This window comes from Bradyrhizobium sp. Cp5.3, from assembly GCF_000426265.1.
GTDB lineage: Bacteria > Pseudomonadota > Alphaproteobacteria > Rhizobiales > Xanthobacteraceae > Bradyrhizobium > Bradyrhizobium neotropicale.
Genome location: NZ_AUFA01000014.1, coordinates 1 through 13279 on the forward strand (window position 1 = coordinate 1; position 13279 = coordinate 13279).

Sequence of the window (13279 nt, forward strand, 5' to 3'; positions counted from 1 at the left end):
GCGTCGGGCAATTTCGATGTCGTGCTGCCGGGCCTTGGCCGCAAGGACGAGATCGGCGAGATGGCCGGCGCGGTCGAGGAGTTCAAGATGCAGGCCGTAGCCAAGGCCGAGCGCGACGCTGCCGCCAGCGAAGCCCAGAACAAGGAAGCAAGCGCGGCGCGCCGTTCCGAGCTGATCCGCTTTGCCGACGATTTCGAGAGCGCCGTCGGCGCCATCGTCTCCAACGTCTCGGCCTCGGCGGTGCAGCTCGAATCGGCGGCCTCGACGCTGACCCGCACCGCCGAGACCACGCAGAGCCTGTCGAGCCAGGTCGCCGGCGTGTCCGAGCAGGCCTCGAGCAACATGCAGTCGGTCGCGACCGCGACCGAGGAGCTGTCGGCCTCCGTCGAGGAGATCGGCCGCCAGGTCCGCGACTCCAGCCGCATCGCGGAAGCCGCCGTGGTGCAGGCCAAGGAAACCGACGGCCGCATCGGCAAGCTCTCGCATGCCGCCCAGCAGATCGGCGAGGTCGTCAAGCTGATCACCGCGATCGCCGAGCAGACCAATCTTCTGGCGCTCAACGCCACCATCGAGGCGGCGCGCGCCGGTGAGGCCGGCCGCGGCTTTGCCGTGGTCGCGAGCGAAGTGAAGTCGCTGGCGAGCCAGACCGCGAAGGCGACGGACGAGATCTCCTCGCACATCGCAGGGATGCAGGGCGCGACCGCCGAATCGGTCGCGGCCATCAAGGAGATCGGCGCGACCATCGGCCAGATCTCGACGATTTCGACCTCCATCGCCAGCGCGGTGGAGCAGCAGGGTGCCGCCACCCAGGAGATCGCCCGCAGCGTCCAGAACGTCGCCCAAGGCACGCAGGCCGCCGCCACCGACATCGGCCAGGTCAACCGCGGCGCCGCCGAGACCGGCTCGGCCTCGGAAGAGGTGCTGAATTCGGCCAAGTCGCTCTCCAGCGAGAGCACCCGCCTCCGGGCCGAGCTCGACCGCTTCATGGGGAATATCAGGGCGGCGTAACACTCAGGTCGGGCCACGCTCTCCATGTCGTCACGGCGAAGGCGGAGTTAGATGCGCCGTCCGAGCTTCACTCCCGCCCGAACGCCCGCTTCAGCTCCACCTTCGCCTTCTCCAGCCGCGTGCGTTGTGTCTTGGGCAGGGTCCTGCCGGCGCGGTTGATATAGAAGGTCAGCATCGAGAGTGCCGAGCGATAGGCACCGGTCTTGCGGCGCGAGCTGTGTTCGGCCGATCGCTTCAGTGATGCCGCGATCTTCTTCGGGCTCGTCTGCTTGAACACGCCGCGCTTGAGATCGAGCGCGTCGCTCTCCTTCGTCACGCGCTGCGACCAGCGTTTCGGCGCGGCACGCTTTGTGCTCTTGCGCGCGCTCGTGCTGCGCCTTGCCGTGCTCGTCTTCGTCCGGCGCGTCGTCTTCCGTGCGCCGCTCTTTCGCGAATGTGTCGTCTTTCTGACCTGAGCCATGCGTCAACTCCTTGCGGCTCCATCGGAAACGGGCGGCCTCAGGGGGTGTTCCTAAGGGAACCTGTCGTCGCGGCAGACGTTGTCGCCCGTGGCAGGCGTAATGCCGCACTGGCATGATCGGATCGACCCCGTCCACATCACGTGCCGCGGGGACGGTGGTATTGATCAGACACAACACGCGATGGAATTGCAGCAGAGCCCAGCGCTGAATCTTGGTCCTGCGGCGTCAGTGGCGGCCGCGGCGAGCCGCATCGTCGAGACCAGCATACCTTCGCGGCTCGACGCGCTGCCGTGGAGCGGCTTTCACACCCGCGTCGTGCTGGCGCTCGGCATCACCTGGATCCTCGACGGCCTCGAAGTGACGCTCGCCGGCGCACTCTCCGGCGCGCTGAAGCAGAGTCCGTTGCTGCAGTTCTCCAATCTCGATCTCGGCATCGCCAATTCCGCCTATCTCGCCGGTGCGGTGCTGGGCGCGCTCGGCTTCGGCTGGCTCACCGACCGCATCGGCCGCAAGAAGCTGTTCTTCATCACCCTTGCGGTCTATCTCTCGGCAACGGCCGCAACCGCGCTGTCCTGGAATATCGCGAGCTACGCGCTGTTCCGCTTCCTCACCGGCGCCGGTATCGGCGGCGAATACACGGCAATCAACTCGACCATCCAGGAACTGGTGCCGGCGCGCTATCGTGGCTGGACCGATCTCGTCATCAACGGCAGTTTCTGGATCGGCGCCGCCATGGGCGCCGTGGCCGCCATCGTGCTGCTCGATCCGGCTTTCATCGGGCCCGATCTCGGCTGGCGCCTCGCCTATCTCATCGGCGCAACGATCGGCCTCGTCGTGCTGTTCATGCGGATGTGGATCCCGGAGAGCCCGCGCTGGCTGATGATCCATGGCCGCCCCGACCAGGCCCATGCCATTGTCGACGAGATCGAAAGCTCGGTGGTCGGACATCGGCGGGAGGACCGCGAGGGCTTTGCCAAGATTCGCCTGAAGATGCGCGACCACACGCCGCTCGGTGAAGTCTGGCACACGCTGTTCTCCGCCTATCGGCAGCGCGCGGTGGTCGGCCTCGTGCTGATGAGCGCGCAGGCCTTCTTCTACAATGCGATCTTCTTCACCTTCGCGCTGGTGCTGACCGATTTCTACGGCATCAGCGCCGATCACGTCGGCTGGTATCTCCTGCCTTTCGCCGCCGGCAATTTCCTCGGGCCGCTCCTGCTTGGCCGTCTGTTCGATACGCTCGGCCGCCGCACCATGATCATGTTCACCTATGGCGCATCAGGCCTGCTGCTGGCGCTGTCGGGCTATCTGTTCTCGATCGGCGCATTGAGCGCGCAGGGGCAGACCATCGCCTGGATGGTGATCTTCTTCTTTGCTTCGCCGGCCGCGAGCGCGGCCTATCTCACCGTCAGCGAAACGTTTCCTCTGGAGGTTCGCGCGCTGGCGATCGCGGTGTTCTACGCGGTCGGCACCGGCATCGGTGGCGTCATCGGGCCGGCGCTGTTCGGCGCGCTGATCGACACCGGCTCGCGCACCAGCGTGTTCGCGGGCTATCTCTTGGGGTCGGTGCTGATGATCGCGGCCGCGATCGTGGCGTGGCGCTACGCCGTCTCCGCGGAGCGCAAACCGCTCGAACAAATCGCGCGGCCGCTCGCCTTTATGGAGTAGACTATGAAATCAGATCTGGCGGAAATGCCGTTGAACGACGAACCGACCATGCGCGATGACGAGGATACGCCGGAAACGGTGCCGGTTCCTCACGCGCTCGTGCCGCACCTGAACGAGACCGCGATCCTGCTCGACATCGACGGCACGCTGCTCGACCTGATGCCGACGCCGCGCGAGGTCTGGGTGCCGCCGGGCCTGTCTGATACGCTCAACCGCCTGGTCGAGCGTACGTCGGGCGCGCTGGCGCTGGTCAGCGGCCGCTCGCTCAACGACATCGATTTGATCTTCGCGCCCGATGTCTTTCGCGCCGTTGCCGGCCACGGCGCGGAAATGCGCCTGTCCCTGGACAATGAAGCTGACGACGTGCACGCCCCGCCGCTGGACAAGGAGTTGAAGCGGCGGCTGGCCGCGATCGCCAAGCTCAGCCCGGGCATTCTGCTCGAAGACAAGGGCTATTCCCTGGCACTGCACTACCGCCTTGCGCCGCATGCGGAGAAAGCGATCTACGAATCCGTCTCGCTGATCCGCGCCGACCTGCCCAATGCACCGATCGAGGTGCTGCCCGGCAAGTTCGTCTGCGAGATCAAGCATTCCGGCTTCACCAAGGCGAGCGGCGTGCGCGAATTGATGAAGCACGAGCCTTTCAAGGGACGCCGTCCGATCTTCATCGGCGACGACGTCACCGATGAGACCGTGTTCGCGATCATGCCGGATATGGACGGACTCGCTTTCTCGGTCGGCCGCCGCGCCATCGGCGTCGACGGCCATTTCGATGCACCGCGCGACGTGCGCGAGTTCCTCGCGCGTCTGCTCGATAATCCGAGCATGTGATCCTGACCTATCACGCGGTGACGAATCGTCCCGTGCTTTAGGTAAAAGCAAGGCAACGCCATCTCAGAGCCACAATACCTCTCGCGCAGCTCTCTCGCGTACGCGAATTCGTGCTGCGCAACACGGCTGCAAAAACTGTCTTTGCAGGCAAATTTCCGGGTTCCGCAGGCAAAACCGGTTCCAACGCACGCGCCCGATTTTGGTTTCAATTGGTTGAAACGATGAACAGGAACCTTATTGATGAACGTCAGTTAAACGGGACGGAATGAACAGGAGGGGACGACCTGTGAATCTTGTCGTCGTTTCGAACCGCGTCGCGCGCGGTAAGCCAAATGAACCCATGACGGGCGGCCTCGCGGCTGCTCTGCTTCCGGTGGTGGAATACTCAGGCGCGATCTGGGTGGGTTCCTCGGGTCGCGTGCGCGACGGCCAGCAGAAGGAACCGTTCGCCGAGATCGAAGCGCTCGGTACCGGTGCCTTGGCGACGCTGGATCTGCCGGCGGCGCATTACGGCGGCTATTACGAAGGTTTCGCCAATTCGGCATTGTGGCCGGCGCTGCATTCGCGCAGCGACCTGATCCGCGTCTCGCAGGGCGATTACCTCAGCTATCGCGAGGTCAACGCCTTCATGGCGCGCGCGCTGCTGCGCTTCCGAAAGACGCGGACTGCGTTCTGGGTGCAGGACTACCATTTCCTTGCGCTCGGCGCGGAGTTGCGGGATCTCGGCATCGACGATCCGATCGGCTTCTTCCTGCACACGCCCTGGCCGGTGACAGCGGTGATGCAGGGCGTACCGAATCATCGCGAGCTGATCACGGCGATGCTGGCCTACGATCTCCTTGGCTTCCAGACCGAGACCGATCGCCAGAACTTTCTCGGTTATGTCGGCGGCGAGCTGGGTCTCAGCGTCGATGACGGCATCGTGCTCTCGCAGCATGGCCGCACGCGCTGCGAGGTGTTCCCGATCGGCATCGATGCGGAGAAGTTCGCGCAATATGCCGCAAAGTCGGTCTCGCATCCTGACGTGTCGCGGCTGCGCCGCAGCCTCAACGGCGAGCGGCTCGCGATCGGCGTCGACCGGCTCGACTATTCCAAGGGCCTCGTCAACCGCATCAGCGCGTTCGACCGGCTCTGGACCGAGCACCCCCAATTCTCGCGCAGCATCTCGCTGCTGCAGATCGCCAACCCCTCGCGCGGCGGCATCGAGGCCTATGGCAATCTTCAGAACGAGGTTGCGCGGCTGGTCACCGACGTCAACGGCCGCCATGGCGAGGTGGATTGGACTCCGATCCGCTATCTCAACAAGGGCTTCAGCCAGGCCGTGCTCGCGGGCCTCTACCGCACCGCGCAGGTCGGCGTGGTGACGCCGCTTCATGACGGCATGAACCTCGTTGCCAAGGAATATGTCGCCGCCCAGAACCCGGCCGATCCGGGCGTGCTCGTGCTGTCGAAATTCGCCGGCGCCGCCAACGAGCTCGACACGGCGCTGCAGGTCAACCCGCACGACATCGACGGCATGGCGCGCGCGATCGCGATCGCGGCCGCGATGCCGCTCCCGGAGCGCAAGATGCGCTGGGATGCGATGATGAAGAAGCTGCGCGGTCACACCATCCAGCAATGGTCGAGCGATTTCGTCGCCGAGCTCGAGAAGTGCCGCACCCAGAAAGCCGCCGTCGCTCCGCTCGCCGCCCAACCGCCGCAAGCATTGCGCTGGCTGAAGTCGGCGATATCGGGCGTGAGGCTGATCTAGTCTCTTCCTCCTCTCCCCGTTCTTACGGGGAGAGGGCCGGGGTGAGGGGCTGTCTCCACAATCACGGTAGGAGATGGACTCGCGGAGAGTCCCCCTCACCCGGATTTGCATCTTCAATGCAACATAGCCGAAGCTCCGCTTCGGCGTTCTTAGGAACGGCCGCCGAAGGCGGCCTATGCCTCTCACCGCAAGCGGGGCGAGGTGAAAGCAAGCAGCCTTAGTAGCAATACGACACGCCATCCAGCACCGCGCACTGCCGCTTGTTCGGCGCGTTGGGATCATCCAGCGGCACCATGCCCTTGCCTTGGCCGACGAACACGCCGGGCCCGACATGGATCGACGACTTGTTGCCGATGATCACGCTCTGATGCGGCGTCGAGCTCGAGCGCGTGCCGTCCGGCCAGATGATGGCGTCGCCCGACAGCACCCCGCGCCGCCCGTCGTCGCAGCTGACGTCGACCCCCTGCCGCGTGCAGGCCTGCGCAAGGGCAGGCGGGGCGAAGGGGGCGGCAAGGGCCGAGAGCAGGCCCAGCGCGGCGATGGTTTTGCGGATGGTCATGGTGTCCCCAAGCATGTTTGGCGGTCAGTAGTGAATCGTCGCGTCAAACCCGCCCCCGGTTCAGCCGGCAGGCGACTTTATGCCGCCGCACGACGGCGTATATTCTCGCGTAATTACAATATCTTACGGAAAATTCATCCGATTTCCCCGCAGTCCCTTGCAAAATCATCTCTGCCCCTTCAAGAGAGGGCGCTCCGGAGAGATGGCCGAGTGGCTTAAGGCGCACGCTTGGAAAGCGTGTGTGCGGGAAACCGTACCGTGGGTTCGAATCCCACTCTCTCCGCCAGCCAGCTTCATCCCACGAGCCTCCACCTCCCATCCCCCGCGCGCTTCAGTGCCGGATCGCTCACCCGCACATGCTCGGCCAGAAAATCGATGAAGGCGCGCACGCGTGCGGGCAGGGGCGCGGTGTGGCCGACATAGACGGCGTGAATGTCTTCGCGGTCGCCTGGATTGTAGCTTTGCAGCACCGGCACGAGGCGGCCGGCTTCGATGTCGGGGCCGATATGGAAGAGGGCGAGACGGGCAAGGCCGACGCCGCCGAGAGCGAGGCGACGGGCGGCTTCGCCGTCGCTGGCACGCGCGGCGGGCGGCGGCACGGCTTCCTCGGTGCGGTCGCCGCGCTTGAATGGCCAGCCGCGGATCGCGCGCGGAAAGGTCCAGCCGATGCCGCGATGCTCGGCGAGATCCGCCGGCGTCTTCGGGGTGCGGAAGCGCGCCAGATAATTCGGCGCACCGACCACCACCATGCGGCTGGTGCCGAGCTTGCGCGCGACGAGGCGCGAGGCTCGCAACGGCCCGACGCGGATGGCGACATCGGCGCGCTCCTGCATGAGGTCGATCAGCGTGTCGGTCAGCACGAGATCGAGCGTGACGTCCGGATGCTGTTCGAGGAAGCGCGGGATCAGTGGCATCACATGCAGCATGCCAAAGGGAATGTTGCTGTTGACCGTGAGCCGTCCGCGCGGCGCGGCGCCCGAGGCCGCCTCGCGCTCGGCCTCCTCCATCTCGGCGAGGATGCGCACGGCGCGCTGGTAGAAGGCCTGGCCTTCCTCCGTGAGGGTGAGCTTGCGCGTGGTGCGGTTGATCAGCCGCGTGCCGAGGCGCGCCTCCAGCCGCGAGATCAGCTTGCTGACGCCCGACGGCGTCAAGCGCAGCTTTCGCCCGGCGTGGGTGAATCCGCCCAAATCGACGACGCGGACAAAAACCTCCATCTCGGCGGAGCGGTTGAGGTCGAAGCGGGCCATGTTGAATTCACGTCATAAATGATTGGATTGCGGACATCCTAATGGTTTTGCCGCGGTGCGGCTATCTGCGTGTCTCGTTCCTCTCATTGGAAGTCACGCATGCCTCCCGCCGTCCTCGCGCTCACCGCCGGTGCCTTCGGCATCGGCACCACCGAATTCATCATCATGGGCCTGTTGCTCCAGGTCGCCGCCGACATGCACGTCTCCGTGCCGGTCGCAGGTCTCCTCATCTCCGGCTATGCGCTCGGCGTCTTTATCGGCGCGCCGGTCCTGACTCTCGCCACGCGGCGGATGCCGCGGAAGACCGTGCTGCTCGCGCTGATGGCGATCTTCACGCTGGGCAATGCCGCCTGTGCGCTGGCGCCGAACTATGAACTGCTGATGGCGGCGCGCGTGCTGACCTCGCTCGCTCACGGCACCTTCTTCGGCGTCGGCTCGGTGGTGGCGACCAGCCTCGTTGCCGAGAACAAGCGTGCCTCCGCGATCGCCACCATGTTCATCGGCCTGACCGTCGCGACATTGCTCGGCGTGCCCTTCGGCGCCTGGTTCGGCCTGATGCTGGGCTGGCGCGCGGCGTTCTGGGCGGTGACGGTGATCGGTGTGATCGCCTTCGCAGTGGTCGCGGCTCTCGTGCCCGGCCACGTCGGCAGCGGCGACAAGCCCATCTCGCTTGCCGAAGAAGTCGCGGTGCTCGGCCGGCCGCAAGTGCTGCTCGGCCTTGCCATGACCGTGTTCGGCTTCGCCGGCCTGTTCGTCGTCTTCACCTATATCCAGCCGATCCTGACGCGCTTCACCGGCTTTCCGGAAGCCGCGGTCTCGCCGATCCTCCTGGTGTTCGGCGTCGGCCTTGCCATCGGCAATGTCGCGGGTGGCAAGCTCGCCGACCGTGGGCTGGCACGCGCCTTGATCGGCACGCTCGCCGCGCTAGCCATCGTGCTCGTGGGTCTTGCCGCGGCGCTATCGATCAAGAGCCTTGCCATCGTGCTCATCCTGCTGCTCGGCATCGCCGCCTTCGCGACTGTGGCGCCGCTCCAGCTTCGCGTGCTGGAGGCCGCCGGCCCCAGCGGCCGGACGCTGGCCTCCAGCCTCAACATCGCTGCCTTCAATCTCGGCAACGCGCTCGGCGCCTGGGCCGGTGGCGTCACCATCGATCGCGGCCTCGGTCTTTCCGCGCTGCCGCTGGTCGCGGCCGGCATCACCGCGGTCGGCATCGTGCTGGCGCTGTGGAGCCTCAGGCTCGACCGCGCGCCGGATGCGGTCGCGGCGTGCCCTGCCGAATAGAGCGAAGACACCCGACGATCCCCCGACAATTCGTCGCATTGACCGCCAATGCGTCATGCAGAAACGCCGCTGTACACGCTTCATCGCCCTCCGTAACCTCCGCTGCGCAATTTCAGGAGAATGCGACGTGGCGAAGAAGACGGTGACCAGGAAGAAAACTGCTTCGAAGAAATCGGCGGCGAAGGCCTCGAGCAGGAAGACCAGCGCCCGCAAGGGGGTTGTTGCCAAGCCGGCGAAGAAGGCCGCGCCACGCAAGTCGGCTACAGCGCGCCGTCCCAAGGGGCCAGTCTGGCAATGGTCGGCGGTCGAGACCGCGGCTGCGATCCGCGCGGGCGCGATCTCCGCGGTTGAGACGGTCGAGGCGCATCTGGATCGGATGCGGGCGGTCAATCCGAGGCTGAATGCGGTGGTCGTCGATCTCTCGGAAGATGCGCTCGCGGCGGCGCATGCGGCCGACAAGCAGCGCGCCAAGGGCGGCGAACTCGGCCTGCTGCACGGCGTGCCGATCACCATCAAGGAGAACGTCGACTATGAAGGCCGGGCCAATTTCAACGGCGTGCCGGCCAACAAGGACCTCATCGCGCCATCCGACTCGCCAGTCGTCAGCAACCTGAAGAAGGCCGGCGCGATCGTCATCGGGCTGACCAACACTCCGGAATTCTCCTTCCGCGGCTTCACCGACAATCCCCTGCACGGGCTGACATTGAACCCCTGGGATCCCGACATCACCTGCGGCGGCTCCTCGGGCGGCGCGGGCTCGGCTGTCGCCGCCGGCATCGGCACCATCGCGCATGGCAACGATATCGGCGGCTCGCTGCGCTGGCCGGCACATTGCAACGGTGTTGCGACCATCAAGCCGACGCAGGGGCGCATCCCCGCCTTCAACCAGAGCGCAACCGCCGAGCGGCCGATGCTGGCGCATCTGATGTCGGCGCAAGGGCCGCTTGCCCGCCATGTCGCGGATGTTCGCCTCGCGCTGGAGGTGATGAGCCAGCGCGATCCGCGCGACCCCTGGTGGGTGCCGGCGCCGCTGGTCGGCCCGAAGCCGAAGGGACCGATCAAGGTCGCGCTGGCGAAAATCCCCGAGGATATGGACGTCGATCCGCAGGTGACGGCGGCGCTGCGCCAGGCCGCCGATCACCTCGAGCGTTCCGGCTACCGCGTCAGCGAGGTCGAGGTGCCCGACATCAACGGAGTCTGGCAGACCTGGTGCGACATCATCACCAACGAGACCGTGGTGATGCAGGAAGCCGCGATGCTGAAGGTCGCCTCGGAGGACTTCCACAAGGCGTGGGGCGGCATGAAGACCGAGGCCAACGTGCTCGATCTGCCGGCCTGGATGCGCGCCACCGCCGCACGCAACGGCCATATCCGCGCCTGGCAATTGTTCTTCGAGGAATATCCGGTGGTGCTGGCGCCGACCACGGTAAAGCCGACGCCGGGACCGCGCGAGGACATCGTCAGCGCCGAGCGCGTGCGCGAGATCTTCTGGGGCGAGATCCGCTTCATTTCGGCGATCAACGTGCTGGGCCTGCCCGGCGCCGTGGTGCCGGTGGCACTGAATGACGGCAAGCCGATCGGCGTGCAACTGATAGCCGGACGCTACCGCGAGGACCTCGCGCTCGATGCGGCCGCCGCGATCGAGAAGCGCGCCGGCGTGCTCGTGCAGCGGCTGTGGGAGCAAATGGCCTGAGCCGGCAGCAGGGGCTTCGCGCACTGCGCGTGCCCCTGCTTGTTGGGCGTTGGCGGGACGGGCTGGTTCGTCGGATGCTAGCGTTGCTCTCGCATTCTCATTCGTGGAAGCATCCCCTCATCCGGCACGCTCCGCGCGTCACCTTCGCCCACAGGGGAGAAGGTGCATCACACCCTTGCCTTGAGCACAGCGCGTGCTGCCGCGACATAGTCCGACCAATGAGCCTCCGCGTAGCGCTCGGCCTGCCGGGCGCAGGTGATGTCAGGTGCATGCGCGGCTGCGATCATGCGTGCGAAGCGCTCTTCGGCCACCGTCGCGCCGTCGTCCGCGGCCGTCGACGCGAAGGCCGGCGCTGCGTGAGGTGCCACGGCGAGCCCGGCCATTCCGGCGAGCAAGATGCGACGTGACGTCTTCATGGCTATCGTCCTCCGTTGTCCGGCCTGCACTGTGGCAGGCGAGTGTGTCTCTGCGATCACGGCAGGGTACCCGTGTGCATTCGCCCAGTCCATCGGTTGCCGACGCCGCTTGACCGCGGCAGCGATCACGTTCCATTTAGCCGACTGTTCCGTCATCACAGCGCCACGCGTCGGATTGTCACGTGTCCTTCCGCAGTCAATCGTCCGGCCCGGCTTTGGCTGCTCCCGCCGCGGGACTGCTCTGTCTGATGATGTCCGCCGGCGCCGCCTTCGCCGCCGACGATGACGCCGCCGCTAAGCCGGCCGTTCCGAACATCTATCTCGATCTGCGCACGATCTATGCGGCGATCCCGGCGGGCACGCTTGGGCTCGGCTTCGGCAACACGTCGCTGTCGGCCGCGCTCGGAGCACTGGCGGTGCAGAGAGGCGCCGGATTGCCGAATGGCTTGCCGGCCGCGAAATCGATAGCCGTCGACCTGCCGCTGACCGTAGACGTCAGCGATCGCGTGTCGCTCTATGGCGGCGTGTCCGGCTCGACGATTGATCTCGGCGGCGGCTGGTCGTCGTTCGATATCACAAGCTGGAACATCGGTGTGCAGGCCGATCTCTATCAGCAGAACGGCGGGAAGATCCCGACGATCACGCTGCAATCCACCCTGACGCAGTCGGTGCCGAACGAGCAGGGCATGACGACGTCGTTCAACAACATCCTGGAATTCGACTACGCGCTGGACGAGGACGAGACGCGGGGCTGGCTTGCCGGCGTGCAATACACCCACACCGACATCGCCAGCCAGTTCGCCAGGATCAGGCCGTACACGATTCTCTATGCCGGCGGCTATTATCAATGGCCGAGCAACTGGAAGTTCACGGGACGCTTGGGTGTGCAGTCATTCGGCGGTGCCCAGCTCGTCAATCAGACGCTGGCGCACTCCTTCACCCAGCCGATCCTGCGGCTCGATCTCGACCGCATGGATGACAACGACAACCGCCTGTTCGGCATCACCGCGCAGATCGCCTGGATGCCGAAGCCGTCCTACCAGCTGACGCTGCGGACGCCGCTTTACGCCGTGCGCAACTGACTGCGGTCGTCTCCCGCAATTGACCGCATGATGGTGTGCGACCTCGGGGATCGGAGTGATCGCGCGGCTAGCTGTTAATCCGGCACCGGCACGTCGAACGTGTTCAGCGTGACGGAGACCATGCAGTAGACGCCGACGAGGTACGACAGCTCGGCCGCGCCGTGCTCGCCGAATTCCTTCACTGCGGCGCGCCAGGTCAATTCCGGCAGCACGCCGCCGCTCACCAGCGCCGAGGCCATGTCGTAGGCGACCGCCTCCTGCTTGGTCAGGTCGACCGGCCGCTGTCCAGCGACGATGGTGGCAAGCTTCTCGTCGGACAGGCCGCGCTGCTCGGCCACCAGCACATGGGCATAGAGCTCGTAGCCGGAGCGGAAATGCGATCCGGTGACCAGGATCGCGACCTCGCGCACCGGAGCCGGCAGTAGCGGCTTCGCCGCGATCGCCTTGACCAGCTCCCACACCGGTCCGCCGAAGCGCGGTTCGCGGATCCAGGGATTCCAGGGCCCGAGCAGCGCGCCGTCCTCGCGCATGTTCACGAAGCCCTTGAAGTGGTCCTTGATGCCCGCTCGCATGTCGTCATAGAGCGGCTTCTGTTCGTCGGTCAGTTGTTTCGGATCGAGAATGGGAAGGCGCACGGCAGGATCTCCTCGTTGAGAAGGCACGAAGCTCGCGCGCATGCCTGCCCAAGGCAAGTGAAGTTGCCGTGACATGCCAGGTCGTAGAGCGTTCGGTCAGGCCGCGCGTCGCGACGCGCTGAACGCCTCGTTCAAAACTCCAGCGGCGCGTTGTCGACGACTTCCTTCATCACGAAGAAGGTGCGGGTCTGGCGCACGCCGGGCAGCGCGATGAGCTGCTCGCCATGGATGCGGTTGAAGTCCTCCATGTCGCCGACGCGGATCTTGAGGAAGTAGTCGAAGTCTCCGGCGACGAGGTGGCAGTCGAGCACGAATTTCAGCTTGGCGATCGCCTGCTCGAACGTCGCAAAACTCTCCGGCGTCGAGCGGTCGAGCACGACGCCGACCATCACCAGCGTGCCCTTCGCCACCTTCTTCGGCGCAACCATGGCGCGGACGGCGGCGATGAAACCGTCCTCGAACAGGCGCTGAGTGCGGCGATGACAAGTCGCCGGGCTGATCGCGACGGTTTCGGCCAGCTCTGCATTGCTGAGCCGGCCGTTATTTTGCAGCAATCTCAATATCTTGAGGTCGGTGCGGTCGACCCTAGCGGCCATGGAAGAAACTTCCAGCAATTTGTAATCCTATGAAAGAATAAATAGCTAATCTGGC

The 13279-nt window shown here is 65.6% G+C and carries 14 protein-coding genes and 1 tRNA gene; 9 read left to right on the forward strand and 6 right to left on the reverse strand.

Features of this window, described 5'->3' with window-relative positions:
* A partial coding sequence (locus K289_RS0121150) for a methyl-accepting chemotaxis protein (protein WP_027553359.1) occupies positions 1–1008 on the forward strand: 1008 nt, incomplete at its 5' end.
* Positions 1009–1075: 67 nt separating this feature from the next.
* Here the strand turns inward: K289_RS0121150 and K289_RS48790 are convergent.
* On the reverse strand, positions 1076–1468 hold the full coding sequence (locus K289_RS48790) for a DUF3175 domain-containing protein (RefSeq protein ID WP_084788670.1): 393 nt from the start codon (positions 1466–1468) through the stop codon (positions 1076–1078).
* Between the two features lie 181 nt (positions 1469–1649).
* On the opposite strand from K289_RS48790, the gene K289_RS0121165 reads away from it, so the two are divergent.
* The 4 genes from K289_RS0121165 to K289_RS0121175 all read left to right on the forward strand — a co-directional run bounded on the left by K289_RS0121165 (position 1650) and on the right by K289_RS0121175 (position 5715).
* The gene (locus K289_RS0121165) at positions 1650–3134 is read left to right on the forward strand and encodes an MFS transporter (RefSeq protein ID WP_027553361.1); all 1485 of its coding nucleotides are present in this window, start codon (positions 1650–1652) and stop codon (positions 3132–3134) included.
* 3 nt (positions 3135–3137) lie between these two features.
* On the forward strand, positions 3138–3965 hold the full coding sequence (otsB, locus tag K289_RS0121170; RefSeq protein WP_027553362.1) for a trehalose-phosphatase: 828 nt from the start codon (positions 3138–3140) through the stop codon (positions 3963–3965).
* A gap of 110 nt (positions 3966–4075) precedes the next feature.
* Entirely contained in the window at positions 4076–4234 is a 159-nt protein-coding gene (locus K289_RS51665; protein ID WP_198024747.1) for a hypothetical protein, read from the forward strand.
* A gap of 17 nt (positions 4235–4251) precedes the next feature.
* Positions 4252–5715, forward strand: a complete 1464-nt coding sequence (locus K289_RS0121175; RefSeq protein ID WP_027553363.1) for a trehalose-6-phosphate synthase — start codon at positions 4252–4254, stop codon at positions 5713–5715.
* A gap of 217 nt (positions 5716–5932) precedes the next feature.
* Here K289_RS0121175 and K289_RS0121180 read toward each other — a convergent pair whose 3' ends face one another.
* Entirely contained in the window at positions 5933–6274 is a 342-nt protein-coding gene (locus K289_RS0121180; protein ID WP_027553364.1) for a hypothetical protein, read from the reverse strand.
* Between the two features lie 196 nt (positions 6275–6470).
* Between K289_RS0121180 and K289_RS0121185 the strand changes: the two genes are divergently transcribed.
* Positions 6471–6560: transfer RNA gene (locus K289_RS0121185), tRNA-Ser, on the forward strand.
* 7 nt (positions 6561–6567) lie between these two features.
* Here the strand turns inward: K289_RS0121185 and K289_RS0121190 are convergent.
* The gene (locus K289_RS0121190; RefSeq protein WP_027553365.1) at positions 6568–7521 is read right to left on the reverse strand and encodes a LysR family transcriptional regulator; all 954 of its coding nucleotides are present in this window, start codon (positions 7519–7521) and stop codon (positions 6568–6570) included.
* 99 nt (positions 7522–7620) lie between these two features.
* Between K289_RS0121190 and K289_RS0121195 the strand changes: the two genes are divergently transcribed.
* The gene (locus tag K289_RS0121195; protein WP_027553366.1) at positions 7621–8802 is read left to right on the forward strand and encodes an MFS transporter; all 1182 of its coding nucleotides are present in this window, start codon (positions 7621–7623) and stop codon (positions 8800–8802) included.
* Between the two features lie 127 nt (positions 8803–8929).
* Positions 8930–10495 (forward strand): amidase family protein, encoded by a 1566-nt coding sequence (locus tag K289_RS0121200; RefSeq protein ID WP_027553367.1) that lies wholly within the window; start codon positions 8930–8932, stop codon positions 10493–10495.
* A 167-nt stretch (positions 10496–10662) separates the two neighbouring features.
* Here K289_RS0121200 and K289_RS0121205 read toward each other — a convergent pair whose 3' ends face one another.
* Complete coding sequence (locus tag K289_RS0121205) at positions 10663–10911, reverse strand: hypothetical protein (protein WP_027553368.1); 249 nt, start codon at positions 10909–10911, stop codon at positions 10663–10665.
* A gap of 215 nt (positions 10912–11126) precedes the next feature.
* Here K289_RS0121205 and K289_RS0121210 point away from each other — a divergent pair, with 215 nt between their 5' ends.
* Positions 11127–11993: a hypothetical protein gene (locus tag K289_RS0121210; RefSeq protein ID WP_027553369.1), complete on the forward strand. Its 867-nt coding sequence runs from the start codon at positions 11127–11129 to the stop codon at positions 11991–11993.
* A gap of 74 nt (positions 11994–12067) precedes the next feature.
* Here the strand turns inward: K289_RS0121210 and K289_RS0121215 are convergent, their stop codons facing one another.
* Together K289_RS0121215 and K289_RS0121220 are read right to left on the reverse strand one after the other, a co-directional pair.
* Positions 12068–12628, reverse strand: a complete 561-nt coding sequence (locus K289_RS0121215; protein ID WP_027553370.1) for a carboxymuconolactone decarboxylase family protein — start codon at positions 12626–12628, stop codon at positions 12068–12070.
* A gap of 131 nt (positions 12629–12759) precedes the next feature.
* A complete protein-coding gene (locus K289_RS0121220) occupies positions 12760–13224 on the reverse strand; it encodes an Lrp/AsnC family transcriptional regulator (RefSeq protein ID WP_027553371.1) in 465 nt (154 codons plus the stop codon).
* Positions 13225–13279: the final 55 nt, after the last annotated feature.